Source organism: Paenibacillus sp. V4I5 (assembly GCF_030817255.1).
Lineage (GTDB): Bacteria > Bacillota > Bacilli > Paenibacillales > NBRC-103111 > Paenibacillus_E.
This window is the reverse complement of record NZ_JAUSZB010000002.1, coordinates 1486095-1508249: the sequence shown is the minus strand read 5'-3', so window position 1 is coordinate 1508249 and position 22155 is coordinate 1486095. Positions and strand designations below refer to the sequence as shown.

The window sequence follows — 22155 nt, the reverse complement described above, 5'->3', positions numbered from 1 at the left end:
CCCTTTTTTGCGTATTGCCATGTAAGGGCTTACATCGATGGTTATCGGGATGATTTTAAAGAATAGGGGGGATTCCTGCAAGTTTTTGTGAAGTTATGGGCATTTAAGCGTTTAAATCCTCGTATCCTCTGATTGCTCGCTAATAGGGATGGTGTTAAGATTCATTAGGTAATAAAACGCTTTCTAAGCTTTTCCAATTTATCCTTCTTGAGGAGGGGGCCCCAAAGTGGAAGTGTTCAGGCAACTGAAGCCGTATTTTTGGCCAGAGAAAAAATTATTTTTTGGAGCAATTTTATGTTTAGCGGTGGCAACCGCGCTCGGTCTCGTTTATCCGAATTTACTACGGTATTTAATCGACGACGTGATCACGCAGAAACAATTTGAGCTTGTCCCCAGATTAGCACTTGTAGTCGTAGTGGTCGTTTCAATGAAGGGGATGTTTCAATTTCTTCATGGCTTATCCGGAGGTCGTCTGGGTAACCGCGTCGCGTATCATTTGCGAAATGCGCTGTACAACAAGCTTCAGTACTTATCCTTTCAATATTATGATCAAGCGAGAACTGGGGACTTAATGTCTAGATTGACTGCTGATTTGGAAGCCATTCGACAGTTTATCGGCTTCGGATTTGCTCAGCTCTTAAACGTGATGCTGATGTTGGTTTTTGGCATGGGGATGATGTTCTCGATTAACTGGAAGCTGGCTTTACTTACGATGATTACGATGCCTTTTCTGGCATTTACCGCAATTCGTTTTGAAGGCAAAATTCATCCAGCCTTCCGGATGGTGCGTCAATCCCTCAGCACGATGACCACAGCTGTACAAGAAAACATTACAGGGGTTCGAACGGTGAAATCGTTTGCTCGTGAACCTCATGAAGTAACGAAGTTTTCAGCACGCAATGAGGATTATAAGGCCATGAATATCGAAACCTCAGGGATTTGGGCGAAGTATTTTCCAATCATGGAGATTCTGGCGAATTTAAGTGTCGTCACTTTGCTCGGAGTTGGCGGATACATGGTGATTGAGAATACCATTACACTGGGTGAACTCGTTGCTTGCTTCAGTCTCATCTGGTACATCATTGGACCAATGTGGGGTCTGGGCTTCCATATCAATAACTTTACACAAACCAAAGCTTCTGGCGAGAAAATTTTGGAAGTGTTGAATCATTACATGCATGTGAAAGATCAACAAGATGCGATTGTTTTGAAGAGTGAACATGTAAAAGGTCATGTACGTTTTGATCATGTCACATTTTCATATCCGGAAAAACAGCCTGCCCTTTATGATTTCTCAGTTGATGCTCCTCCTGGCTCTGTTATAGGACTCCTAGGCAGCACAGGCTCGGGTAAAACAACAGTAATTTCCTTGCTAATGAGGGCTTATAACGTTAAAGAAGGCAAGGTTATGTTAGATGGTCAAGATATTCGATCTTTACAAGTAGAAAGCTATCGCAATCAAATCGCTACAGTTTTCCAAGAAACATTCTTGTTTTCCTCTTCAATCCGCAACAATATCTCTTATGGTCGTAAAGATGTGACGATGGATGACATAATTCGGGCAGCTAAGCTGTCCAAAGCGCATGATTTCATTATGGAGCTTCCGGAAGGGTATGACACGGTTGTTGGCGAGCGCGGACTAGGCTTGTCTGGCGGTCAAAAGCAGCGGATTGCCATTGCTCGGGCGCTTATCAAGGATCCTAAAATTCTCGTTCTGGACGACGCGACAAGCGCGGTTGATATGGAAACGGAACATGAGATTCAAGCAGGCTTCGGCGAGGTTATGAAAGGACGTACAACATTTATCATTGCTCATCGGATTTCTTCCTTGAAGCATGCGGATGAAATTATTGTTCTGGATAAAGGTCGGATTGTGCAAAGAGGCACACATCAGGACCTGCTGCAGCAGGAAGGTCTTTACCGTCAAACCTATCATATTCAGTATGCGGATGGACCTCAGAAATCGGCTGCAAGCATCCAAGCTGCGGCAACAAAGGATACGGATTTGGATACGTTAAACCATTCTCCATCGCAAGAAAGAAGGTTAGCACATTGAGTACTAATTCGGCGCAAACCGAGGCATCTGCCAAAAGAGAAGATTCCCAAGCGGGGCAACGATTCGTATATCAAGATGATGAACTGATTGAAAAGCCTTTTGATTGGGGTCAGTTAAAACGTTTATTTAGTTATATGAAGCCTTATAAAAAACAAATGCTGCCTATTATCATTATTATGATGTTGGTAGGAGCAATTACGAAGCTGACCATACCACTGCTCATTCGTGAAGCCATTGATAATTCCATCATTCCGAAGGATAAGAATCTACTTTTTCTAATCGTTGGGATCATGCTTGCCGTATATGTCATTCAATGGCTAGCCAATACATTCCGCATTAAATATACGAATATGATTGGTCAGCGCGTCATCTACGATCTACGCCATGATTTATTCAGTCATATTCAAAAGCTGTCGTTTCGGTTTTTCGATACACGTCCGGCAGGCTCGGTGCTCGTTCGAGTAACGAACTATGTGAATTCGTTGCAAGATTTGTTCACGAATGGTGTAGTTAACTTATTAATTGATGTTGTACAGCTTTGTGGCATTATTATTATTTTATTGACGTTTAATTTCAAACTAGGTGCAGCGATAATCGTGACGGTTCCGATTATGTTCCTCATATCGACTCAGCTTCGGAAAAAGATTCGTCGTGCCTGGCAGGATGTGACGATGAAGCAATCCCGTCTGAATGCGCATTTAAATGAATGTATACAAGGCATCAAAGTTACACAAGCCTATACACAAGAAAAAGAAAATATTCAATTTTTTACGAAAATGAATATGGTCAATCGTTTGTCTTGGAACCGAGCTTCGATGCTCAATCAATCGTTTGGTCCTCTCATTGAAATTACGGGAGCTGTTGGCTATTGTATTCTGTTTTGGCTAGGTGCTCATTTAATTCAAACGGAAGAAATATCGGTCGGTTTGTTAGTTGCATTCGCTACTTACATAGGCTATTTCTGGGAACCAATTACGCGGTTAGGACAAATGTATTCCCAACTGCTCATTGCAATGGCTTCAGCGGAGCGGATCTTCGAGTTTATTGATGAGGAACCAACTGTAGCTGAGATCGAGGGTGCTAAAGCTCTATCAAGTATCCAAGGGAATGTGAAGTTTGAGAATCTTGTATTTGAATATGAGCCTGGTAGACCAGCACTCAACGGCATTAATCTGGATGTACAGGCTGGTCAATCCATCGCGCTGGTTGGTCATACAGGATCGGGTAAAAGTACGATTATGAATTTATTATGCCGTTTCTATGACCCAAATGAAGGCAAAATACTTATCGATGGCCAGGATATTCGTCATGTAACCATCCAAAGCTTGCGTTCTCAGATCGGAGTCGTGCTTCAAGATACGTTTATTTTCTCTGGCACGATTCGGGAAAATATCCGCTTCGGTCGTCTAGATGCTACGAATGAAGAGATTGAGCTTGTAGCCAAGGCTGTTCATGCACACGATTTTATCATGAGTTTGCCAGCAGGCTATGATACAGAGGTTCAAGAGCGCGGTAACGTACTCTCGATGGGTCAGCGTCAGTTGATTTCCTTTGCAAGAGCACTACTTGCGAACCCGCGTGTTCTTATCTTGGATGAAGCAACGGCTAGTATTGATACGGATACAGAGCTCAAAATTCAGGAAGCTCTCAAAACGCTGCTTGCTGGTCGAACCTCCTTCATCGTCGCGCACAGACTTTCTACGATTCGGAATGCTGATAAAATCGTAGTGCTCGATCATGGGCGTATGATGGAGATCGGTAATCATGAGGAACTCATGAAAGAACAAAAGATTTACTTTGGACTTATTCAAGCCCAATACAAATTTTTACAGGATGCGGTTTAGAGTTTGAGAAAAAGCTGTTTTAACTGCTGTGGCGGTTAAACGGCTTTTTTCGGTGAATACAGCAAGCTTAGCACGGAAGGCTGTTGCTGGCGTTGATGGGAAATGGCTGGTGAAAGCTCAGATTTCGAGCATATCCGCTTATGCTTCATTTCTGATTCCGCCGAATGCATGGAAAACGGCTTCTCATCCTACATTTTTCCCAACGATTTTCGCTTACAATAGGCTCTGAAACCGAGCCTATTGTAAGCATCGACAAGTGAGAGCTCGGTTTACGAGCTTATTTCATAAGATAAGAATTTATATGTTTTGGGTGACAGAGAGGCAACCCTTTAATACAGGTGAGATAGGCCTGATATCCGTGCTGTGTGTGGCTTGTAACAATTTTTTACATCGTTACAGATGTCTCAGCCGTGGCTGTCTCGTGCTGTAACGATGTTTCTCATCATTGCAGATAAAAAAGCGCTGACATCCGCTCTGCGTGTGGCTTGTAACGATGTTTTACATCGTTACAGATGTCCAAGTAGCTGGGAGGCTGTTAATAGAAGGACCTGGCTAATGGCAGGGTTTTCTTAATATCATCACCAAGCGAAAGCTCGAAAAACGACTTCTCAGCCTACCGATGCCAGCCTAGACAAGGTTCTGGCATATTTAGGCCGTCCCAGCAGCCTATACGCTGTTGAACTGTCAAGAGACATCCGAAATAATCGACTCAGACTGCTGCGGGCCTCCCAAAGCCGTATTTTGTTATAATACAGCCAGCTTTTTTGAAAGCGGCATTCATTTTCAAAATAAATGAAACAGGTAACTCACGATCTCATGTGGGCCCGTTCCGTATTGTAATGTTTGCAAAATTATTCAAGAAGCTATACTCTTAGAGTGAATTATGCCATTTATTCGCAGGAGGGGAATTCCTTGAGATCATCTCGTTTTATGTGGGGTGCAATTGGCCTTACAGCTTCGATATCTACGATTGTTTTCGCAGTAGGCTTTGCTTACGCGGCGAATCAAATATGGTTTCCCAAAGCATCCGGAGACCTCAATCTTGTAACGACTGCGCCTAAGAAAGAAACAATGATTGAGAGTAAAAGTAAGCTGCAGATTGTTGCGCTTGGTGATTCATTAACGGCAGGAACTGGTGATAACACCGGCAAAGGATACGTTGGACGTGTCCGCGAAAAGCTGGAGAAGGAAAGCGGTAAGCCGGTATTCGTGCTCAATAATCTCGCAATTCCAGGCTATAAGAGTGACCAACTTCTCGCTGATTTAGCGCTGAAAAAGACACAAGACGCACTCGCTCAGGCGGATATCATTTTACTCACAATTGGTGGCAATGATATTTTTGCTGGTGGGGATGGGCTTTTTAAAGGAGAAAATCAGACGGAGTTTAACCCGGAGGGTGCGCTTAAACGTGTAGAACCTGCTCTGGCCAAAATGGAGAAGGTAATTCAAGCGATTAATTTGGCCAACCCGAATGCAACTGTGTTATATGTTGGCTTATATCATCCTTTTCTTGATTTAGACCCCAAAAAAGAAGGTTCGCTTATTGTACAGCGATGGAATAACAGTGTCTTTGAAATGATGAATCGTTATCCTCGAATGGTCATTGTCCCAACCTATGATTTGTTTGAACAAAATTTGATCAAATATTTGTCTTCAGCCGATCATTTTCATCCTAACGGGGACGGCTATGAGCGTATTGCCGATCGGATTGTACAAATTCTGAAGTAGGGGAGGCCAAGCTGATGGCTGTAGCAGCAGTTCCAACAACGGTTTTATCTGTGAAAAACTTAAAAAAACGAATTAAAAATAAAGAGATTATTAAAGGGATTTCATTTGATGTATACGCGGGTGAGATCTTTGGTTTCTTAGGACCCAATGGATCGGGCAAAACAACGACGATTCGCATGCTCGTTGATTTAATACGCCCGACTGAAGGGTCTATTCAGATTTGTGGCCACGATGTTCACAAGGAACATAATCAAGCGATGCGGCATGTCGGTTGTATCGTCGAGAATCCCGAGCTATATTCCTACTTGACAGGTTGGGAAAATCTTGAGCATTTTGCAAGAATGCTGCCGAATGTCGATGAGAAACGGATCCAAGAGGTCGTTGAGATCGTCTCCATGGATCAACGTATTCATGATAAGGTACGGACTTACTCCCTTGGTATGCGTCAACGACTCGGTATTGCACAAGCACTGCTTGGACGGCCTAGTTTATTGATATTGGACGAGCCAACGAATGGACTTGATCCACAAGGGATTAAGGAAATGAGGGAGTTCATTCAGCGTTTGGCCGCGGGTGGACTTAGTTTGTTCGTATCCAGTCACTTGCTTAGCGAGATTCAACAAATGTGCCATCGTGTAGCCATCATTAGTCATGGTGAAGTCATACAAGTGGGAGCCGTTGATGATTTGGTCGCTCAAGGAGGCAAAGTCGTGTGGTCCGTGTCTCCGGCCTACAAGGCCGAGGGGCTTTTAGAGGCGTCGCCACTTGTGCTGGCTATTGAGGAAATTTCTCAAGAAAGTCCAATAGGCTTACCATTGACGGTGAAACAAATCGTTACACTTATGGATAAGGAAAACGTCCCGCAGGTAAGTCAGCATTTGATGGAAGCAGGAATAAGCCTCTTTGCTGTAGAAATCAAAAATCCAACACTGGAAGATTTGTTCTTGAGCCTAACCGAAGGTGAAAGAATTGAATAGGAGAAGGTGAAAGAATTGCTTATTTTATATGCCCTTGTTAAGAATGAATGTATTAAAATGATTAAGAAAAAACGCTTTTATGTTATCCTACTTATACTTCTTGCATTAATCCCTATGTTCACTTATGCTCAAATGCGAGTTGCCCAAAATGCACAAAAGCAGTTTGGTACGACGGACTGGAAGGCGGACCAACGGCAGAAAATTGCCGACTGGGAAAAGCGTTTAGGATCAGCTCGAACACCGGATGAGTGGAAACAACAGCTTAGAGTACAAATTCAAATTGCTAACTATTATCTTGAAAAGGATGTAGATCCGAGTACACCGAATGCGGTGACTTTTACACGTGAGTTTGTGAAAAATGCTGTAGGTTTATTCATTCCGCTCATTATTATGGTCATTTCCGCTGACATCGTATCATCTGAGCATTCTACGGGGACTATTAAATTATTGTTGACAAGACCGGTCCGGCGATGGAAAATCCTATTGAGTAAATTAATTACGGTTGTCTTCTTCACTTCGCTCACCGTATTGTCCACTGGTGTCTTAAGTTATTTGATTTCAGGTGTTGTTTTCGGGTATAACGGATGGACGATGCCTGTTTTTACAGGTATCCAGCTAACAGGCACGGAAGTGGATTTCAGTCTTGTACGTGCAGTTGATCAATGGTTCTTTCTTATCATGGAGTTTGGATTGGTTTGGTTCTCAGCATTAGTCGTAGCACTTATGTCACTAATGCTATCCGTTCTCATTCGTTCCACAGCTGCAGGTATGGGGGTCATGCTTGCCGTATTAATATCAGGAACCATACTTTCGAACATGGTGTCGTCTTGGGAAACTGCGAAATATTTGTTTATGGTCAATTTGGACCTAACCAAGTATTTAACGGGAGGCCTTCCACCAATAAAAGGGATGGACTTGACCTTCTCACTTAGCGTTTTAAGTGTGTGGGCGATCGCTTCACTCATTGTTTCATTTACGGTATTTTCACGAAAAGATGTTTTGAATTAACGGTTAACTTAGATAAAGGAGGGCTTCAATGTCCGAGCAGCTAGAATTGGCGAAAGGAATAGCCCCAACATCGAATTATGAGGCTGATGATATACAAGTCCTGGAAGGTCTTGTAGCAGTTCGTAAAAGACCAGGGATGTATATTGGTAGTACAAGTGCATCGGGTCTACATCATCTGATCTGGGAGATCGTGGACAATGCGGTTGACGAGCATCTTGCCAAACATTGTTCCAAGATTAATGTGACGATACATAAGGATCAGTCGATTACGGTTCAGGATAATGGTAGGGGGATTCCAACCGGTATGCATAAGACCGGCGTACCAACTCCACAAGTTGTATTTACTATCCTACATGCCGGCGGCAAATTTGGTGGAACAGGCTATAAGAAGTCTGGCGGACTTCATGGTGTTGGCGCATCGGTAACAAATGCCCTATCCGAATGGCTGGAAGTAGAAATTTACCGAGATAGCAAGGTGCATAAAATGCGCTTTGAATATTGGGTTGACGATGCAGGAATCGAGCATGTTGGTGAACCCGTTACCGGGCTTGAAGTCGTAGGAAATACCAATCGAACAGGAACGAAAGTCACTTTCAAGCCTGACAAACGCGTATTTCAAGGCGGAACGACCATAAACTACGATACTTTAGCTGAACGTCTGCAAGAAATTGCTTTCCTCAATTCAGGACTTCTCGTAAACTTGAAAGACGAACGTTCGGATAAGTTAGATACTTTTCAATATGAGGGTGGCGCAAGTCAATTTGTTGAATTCCTGAATGAGGAGAAAACAGTTCTTCATCCTGTGATTCACTTTGCTTCAGAAAAGGATGAAATCGAAGTGGAAGTGGCCCTGCAATATAATGATGGCTACACGGAAACGATCGCTTCCTTCGTAAACTCAATCCCTACTCGCGGCGGCGGTACGCATGAGACTGGCTTTAAGACGGCTTATACACGCGTCATGAATGAATATGCCCGTAAAGGGGGCATTATCAAAGAAAAAGAAAAAAATCTTGATGGTACCGACCTTCGGGAAGGTATGATGGTTGTTATCAATATCAAGATGGGCGATGTTGAATTCGTTGGTCAAACGAAAGATCAGCTTGGAAGCGCTAATGCAAGAAGCGCAGTGGATGCGGTTGTTTCTGATAAAATGACTGTTTTCTTGGAGGAAAATCCGCAAATCGCGCAAATGATGCTGAAGAAGGCTGTACAAGCTTCCAAAGCACGGGAAGCTGCTCGTAAAGCGCGGGAAGAAATTCGCAGCGGTAAAAAAGGAAAGAGTGAGAGCTCAAACCTGAATGGTAAGCTAACCCCTGCTCAATCGAAGGATTTGCAGCGCAATGAGTTGTTCATTGTCGAAGGAGATTCCGCCGGCGGTTCAGCGAAGCAAGGACGTGATTCCAAGCATCAGGCGATTTTACCGCTCAAAGGAAAACCAATGAATCCCGAGAAATCCAAGCTTCTCGATATTATGAAAAATGATGAATACAAAGCGATCATCGCAGCCATTGGGGCTGGCGTGGGCTCTGAATTCGAATCCGAAGAGATGAATTACGGTAAAATTATTATTATGACAGATGCAGACACGGATGGTGCACACATTCAGGTCCTGCTTTTGACCTTCTTTTATCGCTATATGAAGCCATTGATCGATCAGGGTAAAGTGTTCATCGCACAACCACCGCTTTATAAAGTGACAAGAAAAGGTAAGAATGGTGGATACAAGTACGCCTGGACAGACGATCAGCTGCAGGTAGTTGTCAAAGAACTTGGTAAGAATACCGAGCTTCAGCGTTATAAAGGTCTTGGTGAGATGAATCCTGAGCAGTTATGGGAAACGACGATGAATCCAGAAAGCCGTACTTTGCTGCAGGTACAGATTGAAGATCCTGCTAAAGCGGAACGGCGAGTAACAACATTAATGGGCGATAAGGTAGATCCACGCAAGCGGTGGATTATCGAGAACGTCGATTTTACTGAATATGTAGAGTAGACCAAAAAGAGTGGTGAATGAACGTTGAACATATTAGAAGAGTTTTTACCTGCCTTTCTGGAGGAGATCGTTGGCGATCGTTTCGGGCGTTATTCTAAATATATTATTCAGGATCGCGCGATTCCAGATGTAAGAGATGGTTTGAAGCCAGTACAACGACGTGTCTTGTATGCAATGTACGACTCGGGCAATACTCCTGATAAGCCTTATCGCAAATCGGCCAAAACCGTCGGTGATGTCATGGGGAATTATCATCCGCACGGAGATGCCTCCATTTATGATGGTATGGTTCGTATGGCGCAGCCGTGGAAGATGGGCCACACACTCGTGGATGGCCATGGTAACTGGGGATCACTGGATGATGATCCGCCGGCAGCAATGCGTTACACAGAGGCTAGACTTTCTGAGATCGCGATGGAACTTCTACGTGATATTGAGAAACGTACAGTCATGTTCAAGGATAATTTTGATAATTCCACGAAGGAACCCGTTGTGCTCCCTGCGCGGTATCCGAACTTACTCGTGAATGGTGTCAGCGGGATTTCGGCTGGGTTCGCAACAGAAATTCCACCGCATAATTTACGTGAAATCATTGATGCCTGCACAGCCATGATTGACAAGCCTGATATCACAGTTGAAGAATTGATGACGATCGTCAAAGGGCCGGATTTTCCGACTTCCGGCATTATTATGGGTGAAGAAGGTATTCGCGAAGCTTATCGCACAGGGAAAGGCCGTATTTACATACGTTCCAAAACAGCGATAGAAGATATGCGCGGCGGCAGACAACAAATTGTAATCACGGAGATCCCTTATCAAGTTGTCAAATCTCGTCTGGTTACAGCCATGGAGAACATTCGGCTTGAGAAGAAAATCGAAGGAATTGCCGAAGTGCGCGATGAAAGCGGTCGTAATGGGTTGCGAATTGTCGTGGAGCTTAAGAAAGAAGCCGATGCCAAGGGTATTTTGGCTTACTTACTGAAGAAGACGGACTTGCAAGTAACCTACAATTTCAATATGGTTGCGATTGTGAATAAAGCGCCTCGTCAATTGGGTATTCGTGAAATTCTTGAAGCTTACATTGGGCATCAGAAGGAAGTTGTTACGTTCCGTTCCCAATATGAGCTTGAGAAAGCCGAAGACCGTGCACATGTATTAGAGGGACTTGTCAAAGCCCTTAACATACTGGACGAAGTTATCGCAACGATTAAAGCTTCTAAGAATCGGCAAGATGCGCAAAACAACCTTGTTGAGAAGTTTGGATTCTCAGAGCGTCAAGCAGATGCTATTCTTGTTTTGCAATTATACCGATTAACGAATTTGGAAATCACAACGCTTGATAAAGAGTTGAAAGATGTAGAGAAAACGATTGCTTATTTACGTGGAATTCTTGGCAGCTTGAAGAAGCTGTTAGGTGTAATTAAAGATGAAATGGGCGAAATCCGTAAGAAGTATGGTATCGACCGCCGTTCGGATATCCAAGGTGAAGTAGAGGAACTAAAGGTTAATCTTGAGGTGCTGGTGAACGCGGAAGACGTCTTTGTTACGTTGTCCAATGAAGGTTACTTGAAACGGACGAGCAAGCTTTCGTTCACACGATCAGGCGGAGAACTCGAGAATACAGGACTGAAGGATGGCGATTACTTGCGCTTCCTGCTCGACGTGAATACGATCGAAAGCTTGTTGATCTTCACGAAGAAGGGGCAATATTACTTACTGCCTGTCCATCAAGTGCCGGAGTATAAGTGGAAAGAGAATGGCACCGCGATTGTGAATGTCATTCCTATTGCCAAAGAAGATCGCATTGTAAACGTTATTCCGGTGAAGGGCTTTGAGGATCCAACTAAGTCGCTTGTGTTTGTCACACGCAAAGGACAAGTGAAGCGAACAGAGCTGAAAGAATATATGACGAACCGCTCAAACGGAATCGTTGCTTGTAAGCTCGGCGAGAATGACGAAGTCCTTCATGTACACCTAAGTGACAATACGAAAGAAATATTGCTTGTTACGAAGCAGGGCATGAGTATCCGTTTCCGTGAGGAGGAAGTGAACCCGATGGGCCGTGGGGCCGCGGGTGTGCGCGGCATCCAGCTCAAGGAAGACGATGAAGTCGTCTCGGCCGAGTGGATTTATGGGGATGAGGGAGAAGTGTTGGTCATCTCAGACCTCGGGTATGCGAAGCGTTCCCTAGTTGTGGACTATCCCATCCAAGGACGCGGCGGAAAGGGCATACTTACCTTCGAATTTAAAGAAGGCAAGCGTGTGAGACCTAATGGCTCAGCCTTAATACGCACATTTATTGTGAAAATGGATTATCTCATTACGGCTGTCATGAGTAATGGGGAGAAGCTGCGTTTCTCAACAGAGACAGCACCTCTGGAGGATCGTAAAGCACAAGGTAAACAACTTATACCTGTTTCCAAAACAGATGCGATCGTAGAGATTTTGAGATTCCCTCAATCATAGCTGATTGTAGGTGGATCCAGCTTCTCAATGAGCATAAAAGCTAACTCTAATAGGACCCACAGGGGCATCGGTTCGTCTAATCGATCCAGCCACTGTGGGTCTTTCATTATGCCAGCTTCCAGTGCCTTCTTACCAAGCTCTATTTTCCAAGCTTCCACCTTAAACCACTCCTTTGAGTTTTCTTAAGAAAACTAGCATCGTAAGATAGACTTATTGTGATACTTACGAAGCCATAGTAATTGTTTTCGTTAGTAAAAACAGTGCATACCTGCATCACAGTATATGTAAGAAGTTGGCGAGGTGTTAAAAGAAGTCGAGAAGCTTGGGCAATTTCTTGTTAATCGGACAAAGTAATTGAGGGATCGACAGCAAGCCACAGCATGTCTCAAACGGTGCAGCTTTTGTCTGAAAATATTAATGGCATTAACCTTTAAACCGAAGAAAAGGCATGCTATACTTGCCTTAGGAGATGTTGGAAGCGAGTTGATGAGGATGTATTCCGATGAATTTGGGAAGCTATGGTTGAAATTGTCTAAGGAATTGAAAAACCAGATGGAGGTAGGATTAGCACCTACCATTACCGAAGGACAGCTTAATGTGTTAGAGCTGCTTATGACGAATGAACGGATGAAGCCTTCTGATTTAATCGAATATTTATCCACAACGCCTGCAGCTGTGACAACACTGTTAGATCGGATGGAGAAAAGTGAATTGATCGCAAGGGAGCGGGATGAGAAGGACCGCCGTATCGTTTGGGTCAACGTCACGGAAAAAGGAAAGGCGGAATGCGAAAGAGGTATGAGAATCCGGGAACAACTTTTGGATTCGTACCTGAGCCGCGTTTCCGCCCATAATCAGAAATTGCTTATTTATTTGCTTGGGAAGGTCGCCAATTAATAGCGACCCAAAGGGTTGAGGCGAATTTACAACTCAGGGAGTGTAAATTCGCTCCAGGGCCGCTGCATTGGCGGCAGCGACCGAAAGCGCAGCGTCTCTTTGAGCGTTGGATGCTCAAAGGCAAGAGCCGTGGCCCACAGCGCAAGCTGCTGGCCGGGTTTGTTGACCGCGCTGCCGTAGCGCTGGTCGCCGTAGAGCATGCAGCCGATGGCTGCTAGCTGCACGCGGATTTGATGCGGCCGCCCGGTATGCAGCTTGATCTGGATCAAGCTGAGCCCGTCTTGGCTGCCGAGCAGCTTATAGTCCAGCACAGCCTCCTTGGCGTCCTGCTGGCCTTCTCTGACCACGCTGACGGTATTCGTCAGCGTGTCCTTCCAAAGAAAGTGGCGCAGCGTAGCGGACGGCTGTGGCGGCTTGCCATGCACGACAGCGACGTACGTCTTGTCGAGCTGCCTCGTTCTTACCGCGTCAGATAGTCGGGACGCGGCTTTTGACGTTTTGGCGAATACCATCACGCCGCCAACGGGACGATCCAGCCGGTGTACAAGCCCGAGGTACACATTGCCGGGCTTGTTATGGCGGTGCTTCAGATCTGCCTTCAGCACATTAAGCAGATCAGGATCGCGTGAATCGTCTTCCTGCGTAGGCATATTGACGGGCTTCTCAACCACAAGAATGTGGTTGTCTTCGAACAGTATCGGAATTTGTGATGCTCCCGAGCCATCTCTAGATGCTGCCACCGTTACGCCTCCCAGCGTCCCAGAATGCCGCAAGGGAGCATCAAGCCGGAGTGGGTGATCGGCAGGCCGATTTCGCCACTGGAGATCGTGCCGCCATGCTTGGCTTTCATCGCCATGCTTAAGATGTTCTGGAGCACAGTGGCCGAGATACCCGTTGTATAAGAGTTGATCAACAGGAACAACGGATTGTCCGTCAGAATCGATTGGCAGGTTTCAATGAAAGGGAAGAGGTCATCTTCTAATTTCCAAGTCTCACCGTTGGGTCCGCGTCCGTAGGAAGGAGGATCCATGATAATCGCATCGTATTTGCTTCCGCGGCGCTGTTCTCTTTGTACGAATTTGAATACGTCATCCGTGATAAATCGAACAGGACGGCTGCCCAGGCCGCTCAGATGCAGATTTTCCTTAGCCCATTGAACGACACCTTTGGAGGCATCCACATGGCAAACTTCGGCACCTGCGTAAGCGCAAGCCAGTGAAGCTCCACCAGTATAAGCAAACAGGTTCAATACTTTGATTGGACGTCCAGCTCCTTGGATTTTGTCCATCATCCATTTCCAGTTGATTGCTTGCTCAGGGAATAAGCCCGTATGCTTGAAGCTGGTCGGCTTGATATAGAAGGACAATTTCTGGTCATAGTTAATCGTCCATCTCTCAGGAAGCTCAGCGTGCTGCTCCCATTGTCCGCCGCCACTGGAGCTGCGGTGATAGTGAGCATCAGCTTGACGCCATGACGGCGTTTCTTTTTGTAACGGCCAAATGATTTGTGGGTCTGGTCTTCTCAGGACGATCGTACCCCAACGCTCGAGCTTTTCGCCGCCGCCTGTATCGAGGAGCTCATAATCAACCCAATCTTTTGCATAAAACATGCTGCAATCCATCCTTCAACTTGTATACTTTAACAAACATCCATTGTACACCATTTATTGACCTAAATCGATCTTTTCAATCAAACCATCCAGTTCTTTTTCTGCAAATTGTTGAAATTGCTGTTGTTCAAGCGAAGCTTTCAGCTGTTCTTTCACAGAATCAAAGGATTTAACGGATCTGGCTTCTACTTTAATAACGTGATAACCGAAATCGGTCGCGATGGGATCACCGATCGTTCCGATCGTCTGCTCGATAGCTGCTTTCTTAAACTCAGGCACCCATAAACTTACATCGGCATCCGCATAAAGACCGCCTGCATCTTTGGAGCCTGGGTCATCTGAGAATTCTTTGGCTAGTTTGGCGAAATCTTCACCGTTCTTAAGCTTCTGCTGAACTTCTTTTGCTCGCTGGAGTGCTTCCTCTTTCGTACGAAGAGCTTTGTCCTCCGAGCTTGATGGGTCATTCAATCCAATCAAAATGTGACGCACGGAGGCAATGGTATAAGCATCTTTATCTACTTTGAGTGTTTCATCATATTTGGCTTTTAACTGGGCATCGGAAATACTGGACTTGATGTAATTTTGTGCACCGATGCTGCCTACCAGAAAGTACTGAAGATCCGTTACTGTCGTGTTCGCCTTTTTCAAATCGTCAAGGAACTTCACTTCGCCAAATTGGCTTTTCCAAGCAGCGATTTGTTTAACAGCATCATCTTTGGCAGCGTTCTGGTCAACCTCAGATGCTCTACCGAAAAGAATTCGGTTTTGAATTAGCTGTTTGATCACCTTTTCTTGATAATCTGGCTCATCTTTAGACTCAGTATGGCCTCCATTGAAGAGCGCTTGCAAAGCAAAGAAGGTATCAAATTCACCCTTGGTCACAGTTCCACCTTTGTAAGTTGCAACCACTTGCTTAGGATTGTTGCCGATCCAAATGGTTTCATTTTCTTCGTCCCACTCGACCTTTTTCCCTAGTGCTTCACTTACAAATCTAAGGGGTACATAGGTAGAGCCTTCATAAATAAATCCTTTAGCTTCGGCAGGTGTTTTCTCAACACCGTCAAACATATACTTAAGACTTCGGAATGCTACTTCAATTTGACTGTTTGCTGCAAATGCTACTGTCCCGCTTAATACGGAACCGATCGTTAGACCAACGATAAGTCCCTTTACTTTATCTTTCATTATTTGTGTTCCACCTCTCGATATAATGTCCCTCAATTAATTCACCAAGGGTTGAGTAATTTCCTTTTTTTTTTAAGGTAAAAATGAAGGATTCTTTGGCTGTTTGTTGTATTTGTAACGTAAGGCGATTATAAGTAAAATCCAGTTTTGACGAAATCAGGTTGATATAAGGAGGGATAACGTGGGGGCAAATGTTGGTATACCTAGCTCAGAAGATTTGTTTCTGCTTCATGAAGGATCCCTTTACCACAGTTATCGCATCTTAGGGGCGCATGTAAGCAAAACAAAAGGGCAAGAGGGGGTTCGTTTTGCCGTATGGGCACCTCATGCCAAACAGGTTTACTTGCTTGGTGATTTCAACAGTTGGCAATCTGGGACACATCGTTTAGAGAAGTTCAGTACACTTGGCTTATGGATATTGTTCGTGCCAGAAGCAAGTGAAGGCGATTATTACAAATTTGAAATTCATAGCGAGACGGGCCAGATTTTGTTGAAAGCAGACCCGTATGCCTTTTATTCGGAATTACGTCCGGGTACAGCATCGCGTGTTGTTGACCTAGAAGGTTATGAATGGAAGGATCAGGCATGGCAGCAGCAGAAAAAGGAAAGCCCCGCCTACAATAAGCCACTATCTATTTATGAGGTTCATCTGGGTACGTGGCGTAAAAAGGACCGACATAGTGAAGACTTGTATACCTATGATCAGCTTGCTGAAGAGCTAGTCGATTACGCAGTTGAAATGGGGTATACACACATTGAATTAATGCCGCTGGCTGAGCATCCGTTTGACCGTTCTTGGGGTTATCAAGCAACAGGCTACTTCTCCGTAACTAGCCGTCACGGTTCTCCTAAGGAATTCATGCATTTCGTTGACCGATGCCATCAGAAGGGTATTGGGGTCATTATGGACTGGGTTCCTGGTCATTTCGTTAAGGACAGTCATGGACTCAGGCAGTTTGATGGGAAGCCGCTGTATGAATACCAGGACCCTCGCAAAGCCGAGAAACAGGAGTGGGGTACTCTTACTTTCGATTTTGGCCGACCGGAGGTTCAAAGCTTCTTAATCTCAAATGCTGTATTTTGGATGGACATGTATCATATTGATGGTATTCGAGTGGATGCTGTGGCTTCCATGCTGCATTTGAATTTTGGCAGATGGAGCGAGGAACCAATCAAGAATCAATGGGGTGGGGATGACAATCCCGAAGCGATCGCATTCCTGCGCAAGCTGAATCAGGCCATCTTCTCCTTCTACCCTGATGCGCTGATGATGGCTGAGGATTCTACCGATTGGCCGCTCGTTACTGCGCCTGTCCATGATGGAGGACTCGGATTTAATTATAAGTGGAACATGGGTTGGATGAACGATATGCTGCGGTATATGAAATTAGATCCTATTAACCGCAAGTATCATCACAAGCTGATCACGTTCTCATTCATGTATGCCTTTAGTGAAAATTATGTACTCCCGCTTTCCCACGACGAAGTGGTGCATGGCAAACGCTCACTCCTTCATAAGATGCCAGGCGATTATTGGCAGAAATTTGCTAATCTGCGAGTTCTATATGGGTATATGACGGGTCACCCTGGTAAAAAGCTGCTGTTTATGGGCAGTGAATTCGGGCAATTCGACGAATGGAAAGATCTTGAAGAACTCGATTGGTTTTTGCTTGAAGGATACGAAAAACATAGTCAAATGCATCATTATGTCAAGGCACTTAATCAATTTTATTTGGACCAACCGGCGTTGTGGCAGTTGGATCATCATCAGGAGGGGTTTGAGTGGATCAACCCTCATGACGAGAGCCAAAGCGTTGTGACCTTTATGCGCAAAGGGAAATTGCCTGAGGATGACTTGATTCTCGTTTGTAATTTCACCCCTGTGGTGCACCCGGATTATCGAATTGGCGTTCCGAGGCATGGCGTGTACGAAGTCGTATTTAACAGCGATGCACCCGAGTTTGGCGGTTCTGGTCAAGGTAACTCCGAGCCTATATCCAGTGAAAAGCGATCACTGCATGGGCAACCTAATAGTTTAGCGTTGTGTATTCCGCCGCTTGCGGCTGTTTATATAAAATGTGTGAGTGAATTCCAAACTGTGATTGACGAAGTTGAAGGGGGAAATCAGATATGCGCAGTAAAGAATGTGTTGCCATGCTCCTCGCTGGAGGAGAAGGACGAAGATTAGGCGTTCTGACGAACAATTTAGCCAAGCCAGCCGTTCATTTTGGCGGGAAGTATCGTATCATTGATTTTACCCTCAGCAATTGTACGAATTCAGGGATTGACACTGTTGGTGTCCTAACCCAGTATCAACCTCTCGTACTCAATACTTACATTGGGATTGGAAGTTCGTGGGACCTTGACCGCAAATATGGCGGTGTGACGGTTTTGCCGCCGTTCATGGAACAAAAAGGCGGGGATTGGTATAAAGGAACAGCGAATGCCATTTATCGCAATATCGGCTTTATTGAGCAATATGATCCCGAATATGTTTTGGTCATCTCGGGTGATCACATCTACAAAATGGACTATGATCTAATGCTGTCTTACCACAAAGAAAAGAAGGCCGACGCATCGATTGCTGTCATTGAAGTTAAATGGGAGGAAACGAACCGATTCGGTATCATGAGCGTCAATGACAAACAAGAAATAACTGAATTTGCAGAAAAACCGAAAGAAGCGAACAGTAACTTGGCTTCGATGGGTATTTATATTTTTAATTGGAGCGTATTGAAATCTTATTTGCTCGAGGATGAAGAAAATCCTAACTCCAGCAAAGATTTTGGTAAGGATATTATTCCAATGATGCTGAAAGATGAGGCGAGAATGTTCGCTTATCCTTTTGAAGGCTACTGGAAAGATGTAGGTACGATCGATAGTCTGTGGGAAGCAAACATGGACCTGTTGGACGATAATAATGAGCTTAATTTAAATGATAAGGACTGGCGGGTATACTCCCAAAATCCATACCAGCCGGCTCAGTATGTGGCGCCAACTGCGAATATTAAGCGTTCACTCGTGAATGAAGGCTGCGCGATATTCGGAGATGTCGATCATTCGGTATTGTTCTTCGGTGTACAGGTTGGCGAAGGAAGCCAGATTCGCGACTCCGTCATTATGCCTAATGCCAAAATTGGGAATAACGTAACGATCAACAAAGCGATTATCGGCGAAAACACGGTTGTTGAAGACGGTGCTGTGGTAGATGGCAAAGGGGAAATTGTACTTATTGGTGGCAATGAACGGATATCAGGGAGTGCCAATCAGAAGGGATGATGTCGAGTGAAACATGTGATGGGTGTCATTAATTTAGTGAATGAACCGGATGATTTGGAGGAACTGACCTACTTTCGTTGCCCTGCATCTGTGCCGTTCGGCGGTCGTTATCGATTAATTGATTTTACATTGTCAAATATGGTGAATTCCGACATTGATAATGTTGCTGTATTCACTCAACACAAATATCGTTCGCTCATGGATCATCTGGGATCTGGGAAAGAATGGGATTTGGACCGAAAGCGGGGCGGCTTGTTCGTGCTCCCATCTGTGCTCAATGAACCAACAGGCATTTCACGTGGTGATTTATACCAGTTCTATAGCCATAGAGATTATTTCTATCGTGGTAAAGAAGAGCTTGTCATTATTTCACGAAGCCACATGGTATGCAACCTCGATCTGCGTGACGCTGTGCGTTATCATGAGGATACACAAGCAGACATTACGGTTATCTATAAGCAAACAGATGAGGATATTCAAGGGAAATTCCGTCGGTTAGCGGTCAAGGATAGCGGGCAAGTGACTCTCATGGAGGATCACACAGGAAGATTGCGTACAAACAACATCTCAATGGAAATGTACATCATGAGCAAAGCGCTGCTGCTGGATATGGTTGAGTCTTGCTTAGCGCAAGGTTACGATCATTTGGTTCGTGATGGCATTATGAAAAACATTGATAAGCTTAGTGTGTATGGCTACAAATTTGAAGGTCATGTAGGGATTGTGAATTCAATCCAAGGTTACTACAAGCACAGTATGCAGCTGCTTAATCCATCCATCTGGAGAGAGCTTTTCTTCCAGAAAAACCTGATTTACACGAAGGTTAAAGATGAACCGCCTGCGAAGTACTTGGATACCGCAGCTGCTAAAAATGCGCTCATCGCAAACGGCTGCATCATCGAAGGTAAAGTGGAAAACAGTATCCTGTTCCGTGGTGTGAAGATCCGGAAAGGCGCGTACGTGAAGAACAGCATCATTCTCCAAAACTGTGAGATTGAGGAGAATGTTATCATTGAGAACGCAATTCTGGATAAGGATGTCTTCATTAGTCGTGGACGTGTCTTAACGGGGGATAACAAAGCGCCATTCATTGCTGCGAAAACGAAAGTGATCTAGATCAAATAAATTTGAAAAGTCAGCTTTCAGAAGCCTAGAAGCTTGAACGATTACCTAAGTTCCTGGCATTTGTTCGAGCTTCGACACCGACCAATCATTCTGAATAAGCTTCGTTTTGCAAAAGGTGGCTTTTCAAACATCCATTGGAGGAGTAGGAAGATGAAAGTACTATTTGCAGCATCTGAGGCTGTACCTTTTATTAAAACAGGCGGTCTAGCTGACGTAATTGGCTCGTTACCTAAGGAGCTTACTCGTCAAGGACTTGATGTACGCGTTATTTTACCTAAGTACGGCGATATCCCTGCAGTTTATCGGGAAGCAATGACGAAGGTAATCACATCTGATGTGTACATCGGCTGGAGGAAGCAATACATCGGGATAGAGATGCTTCAGCATGAGGGAGTTACCTTTTACTTCGTGGATAATGAGTATTATTTCAAGCGTCCAGGCATTTATGGTTATGGTGACGAGGCGGAGCGTTTTGGGTTCTTCTGCAGAGGGGTTATTGAGGCGCTCCCGTTACTTGATTTCCAGCCGGATGTGATTCATTGCCATGATTGGCAAACGGGTATGATTCCTGTGCTGCTGAAGGCGCATTATCAACACCTCCCTTTCTATAGCGAGATGAAGACGATGTCTACCGTTCATAACTTGAAATACCAAGGTGTGTTTGATCAATCCCTGTTAAAAGATTTGTTCGGTTTATCAGATGATCATTTCACAGGAACTTCGCTTGAATTGCATGGTGGCGCAAGCTTCCTCAAAGGCGGACTCCTCTATTCGGATCGGATAACAACGGTAAGTCAAACCTATGCGGAGGAAATTCAAACTCCCTTTTATGGTGAATTTTTGGACAGCCTGCTGCGTCATCGCAAAGATCAGTTAACGGGCATCGTGAATGGCATCGATTATGACGTGTTCGATCCAATGACCGATTCGCATCTGGTTGTGAATTATCGAGATTCTTTACCGAAGAAGCAGCAAAATAAGCTAGCTCTGCAGGAGCGCTTGGGTCTGCCTGTGAATGGTGATGTACCGATGATTGCGTTGGTCACTCGCCTGGTACAGCAAAAAGGGCTTGATCTTATCCAGCATGTCATTTCAGAGATTCTCGCTTTGGACATTCAACTTGTTGTTCTCGGTACTGGCGACTATGGGTATGAGCAAATGTTCCGATATGCGGCTCAAACGCATCCACATAAGGTATCTGCTCAAATCTACTTCGATGAATCTCTTGCACATCAAATCTATGCCGCATCTGACTTATTCTTGATGCCGTCACAGTTCGAGCCTTGTGGGATTGGACAGTTGATAGCACTACGTTATCGATCTGTACCCATTGTTAGAGAAACTGGCGGACTGAAAGATACCGTGCAGCCTTATAATGAGTTCACGGGTGAGGGTACCGGATTCACATTTAGCAACTATAATGCGCATGACATGCTGCATATCATTCGCCGTGCTGTGTTTTTCTACAAGAATGATAGAGAGGCATGGCTGAAAATTCAGCAAAATATGAAAAGAGGCGATTTCAGCTGGAAAAAGTCAGCCCAGCAGTATATCGCACTTTATAAAGAAATGGTTACTAACAACGCTTAAAAGGAGACTGGAGGCACTTTGCCTCTAGTCTCTTCTGTCTAGTTCCTCTTCATTTTATCCTTGATAATGTCGATAAAGACATTACCGGGTGAAATTTTTTTAGGAGAGGCAGTTGTTCAGAATGAGCCGGACTGAGGTATGTTTAACTGATGCAGATATGTACCACTGCATGTTATTTCAAACACCTGTAGAGGTGTGGTTTGATGGCGAATTGGAAGACGCAGGTTCATTGATTGAAGCTTATTCGGATGATGTCATTAAAGTAGGCGGCGTTTATTATTTGAGAAAACTGTGCCTAATTAAGAAAATAGCATAAAGGGTAACTTGTTAATGACCTCTTATTCACCTTGTGAATAGGGGGTCTTTTCCTAATTTGTCGAAATTCAGGTATAATA

At 44.5% G+C, this 22155-nt stretch carries 17 protein-coding genes; 13 read left to right on the top strand and 4 right to left on the bottom strand.

Annotated elements, in window-relative coordinates:
• The first annotated feature begins 226 nt into the window (after nucleotides 1-226).
• From QFZ78_RS08855 to gyrA, 7 genes are all read left to right on the top strand, one after another.
• Complete coding sequence (locus QFZ78_RS08855) at nucleotides 227-2056, top strand: ABC transporter ATP-binding protein (protein WP_307546784.1); 1830 nt, start codon at nucleotides 227-229, stop codon at nucleotides 2054-2056.
• A complete protein-coding gene (locus tag QFZ78_RS08850; protein WP_307546782.1) occupies nucleotides 2053-3900 on the top strand; it encodes an ABC transporter ATP-binding protein in 1848 nt (615 codons plus the stop codon). Before QFZ78_RS08855 ends, QFZ78_RS08850 begins: the two co-directional genes overlap by 4 nt.
• Before the next feature lie 912 nt (nucleotides 3901-4812).
• Nucleotides 4813-5628, top strand: coding sequence for a GDSL-type esterase/lipase family protein (locus QFZ78_RS08845; protein ID WP_307546780.1), 816 nt, complete (start codon nucleotides 4813-4815; stop codon nucleotides 5626-5628).
• Between the two features lie 14 nt (nucleotides 5629-5642).
• Nucleotides 5643-6605: an ABC transporter ATP-binding protein gene (locus tag QFZ78_RS08840; protein ID WP_307546778.1), complete on the top strand. Its 963-nt coding sequence runs from the start codon at nucleotides 5643-5645 to the stop codon at nucleotides 6603-6605.
• Nucleotides 6606-6620: 15 nt separating this feature from the next.
• Nucleotides 6621-7613, top strand: coding sequence for an ABC transporter permease (locus QFZ78_RS08835; protein WP_307555567.1), 993 nt, complete (start codon nucleotides 6621-6623; stop codon nucleotides 7611-7613).
• Between the two features lie 28 nt (nucleotides 7614-7641).
• Nucleotides 7642-9609: a DNA topoisomerase IV subunit B gene (gene parE, locus QFZ78_RS08830; RefSeq protein WP_307546777.1), complete on the top strand. Its 1968-nt coding sequence runs from the start codon at nucleotides 7642-7644 to the stop codon at nucleotides 9607-9609.
• 24 nt (nucleotides 9610-9633) lie between these two features.
• Nucleotides 9634-12075, top strand: a complete 2442-nt coding sequence (gyrA, locus tag QFZ78_RS08825) for a DNA gyrase subunit A (protein ID WP_307546776.1) — start codon at nucleotides 9634-9636, stop codon at nucleotides 12073-12075.
• Here gyrA and QFZ78_RS08820 read toward each other — a convergent pair.
• Nucleotides 12066-12233, bottom strand: a complete 168-nt coding sequence (locus tag QFZ78_RS08820) for a hypothetical protein (RefSeq protein WP_154669521.1) — start codon at nucleotides 12231-12233, stop codon at nucleotides 12066-12068. The two genes, gyrA and QFZ78_RS08820, sit on opposite strands and share 10 nt — an antisense overlap.
• A 334-nt stretch (nucleotides 12234-12567) precedes the next feature.
• Between QFZ78_RS08820 and QFZ78_RS08815 the strand changes: the two genes are divergently transcribed.
• A complete protein-coding gene (locus QFZ78_RS08815) occupies nucleotides 12568-12972 on the top strand; it encodes a MarR family winged helix-turn-helix transcriptional regulator (protein ID WP_057301854.1) in 405 nt (134 codons plus the stop codon).
• 26 nt (nucleotides 12973-12998) lie between these two features.
• Here QFZ78_RS08815 and QFZ78_RS08810 read toward each other — a convergent pair whose 3' ends face one another.
• Genes QFZ78_RS08810 through QFZ78_RS08800 form a run of 3 tightly spaced genes read right to left on the bottom strand, consistent with a single transcriptional unit; the run spans nucleotide 12999 to nucleotide 15766 of the window.
• Complete coding sequence (locus tag QFZ78_RS08810) at nucleotides 12999-13712, bottom strand: RluA family pseudouridine synthase (protein WP_307546773.1); 714 nt, start codon at nucleotides 13710-13712, stop codon at nucleotides 12999-13001.
• 2 nt (nucleotides 13713-13714) lie between these two features.
• Nucleotides 13715-14581, bottom strand: coding sequence for a class I SAM-dependent methyltransferase (locus QFZ78_RS08805; protein WP_307546771.1), 867 nt, complete (start codon nucleotides 14579-14581; stop codon nucleotides 13715-13717).
• 54 nt (nucleotides 14582-14635) lie between these two features.
• On the bottom strand, nucleotides 14636-15766 hold the full coding sequence (locus QFZ78_RS08800; RefSeq protein WP_307546769.1) for a peptidylprolyl isomerase: 1131 nt from the start codon (nucleotides 15764-15766) through the stop codon (nucleotides 14636-14638).
• Between the two features lie 181 nt (nucleotides 15767-15947).
• Between QFZ78_RS08800 and glgB the strand changes: the two genes are divergently transcribed.
• From glgB to QFZ78_RS08775, 5 genes are all read left to right on the top strand, one after another.
• Nucleotides 15948-17954, top strand: a complete 2007-nt coding sequence (gene glgB, locus QFZ78_RS08795; RefSeq protein WP_307546766.1) for a 1,4-alpha-glucan branching protein GlgB — start codon at nucleotides 15948-15950, stop codon at nucleotides 17952-17954.
• Complete coding sequence (locus tag QFZ78_RS08790) at nucleotides 17897-19045, top strand: glucose-1-phosphate adenylyltransferase (protein ID WP_307546764.1); 1149 nt, start codon at nucleotides 17897-17899, stop codon at nucleotides 19043-19045. The genes glgB and QFZ78_RS08790 overlap by 58 nt, the downstream gene beginning before the upstream one ends.
• A gap of 6 nt (nucleotides 19046-19051) precedes the next feature.
• Entirely contained in the window at nucleotides 19052-20161 is a 1110-nt protein-coding gene (glgD, locus tag QFZ78_RS08785) for a glucose-1-phosphate adenylyltransferase subunit GlgD (RefSeq protein WP_307546761.1), read from the top strand.
• A 159-nt stretch (nucleotides 20162-20320) separates the two neighbouring features.
• On the top strand, nucleotides 20321-21760 hold the full coding sequence (gene glgA / locus QFZ78_RS08780; protein ID WP_307546759.1) for a glycogen synthase GlgA: 1440 nt from the start codon (nucleotides 20321-20323) through the stop codon (nucleotides 21758-21760).
• Nucleotides 21761-21881: 121 nt separating this feature from the next.
• A complete protein-coding gene (locus tag QFZ78_RS08775; RefSeq protein WP_171692658.1) occupies nucleotides 21882-22076 on the top strand; it encodes a hypothetical protein in 195 nt (64 codons plus the stop codon).
• The last annotated feature ends 79 nt before the right edge of the window (nucleotides 22077-22155 follow it).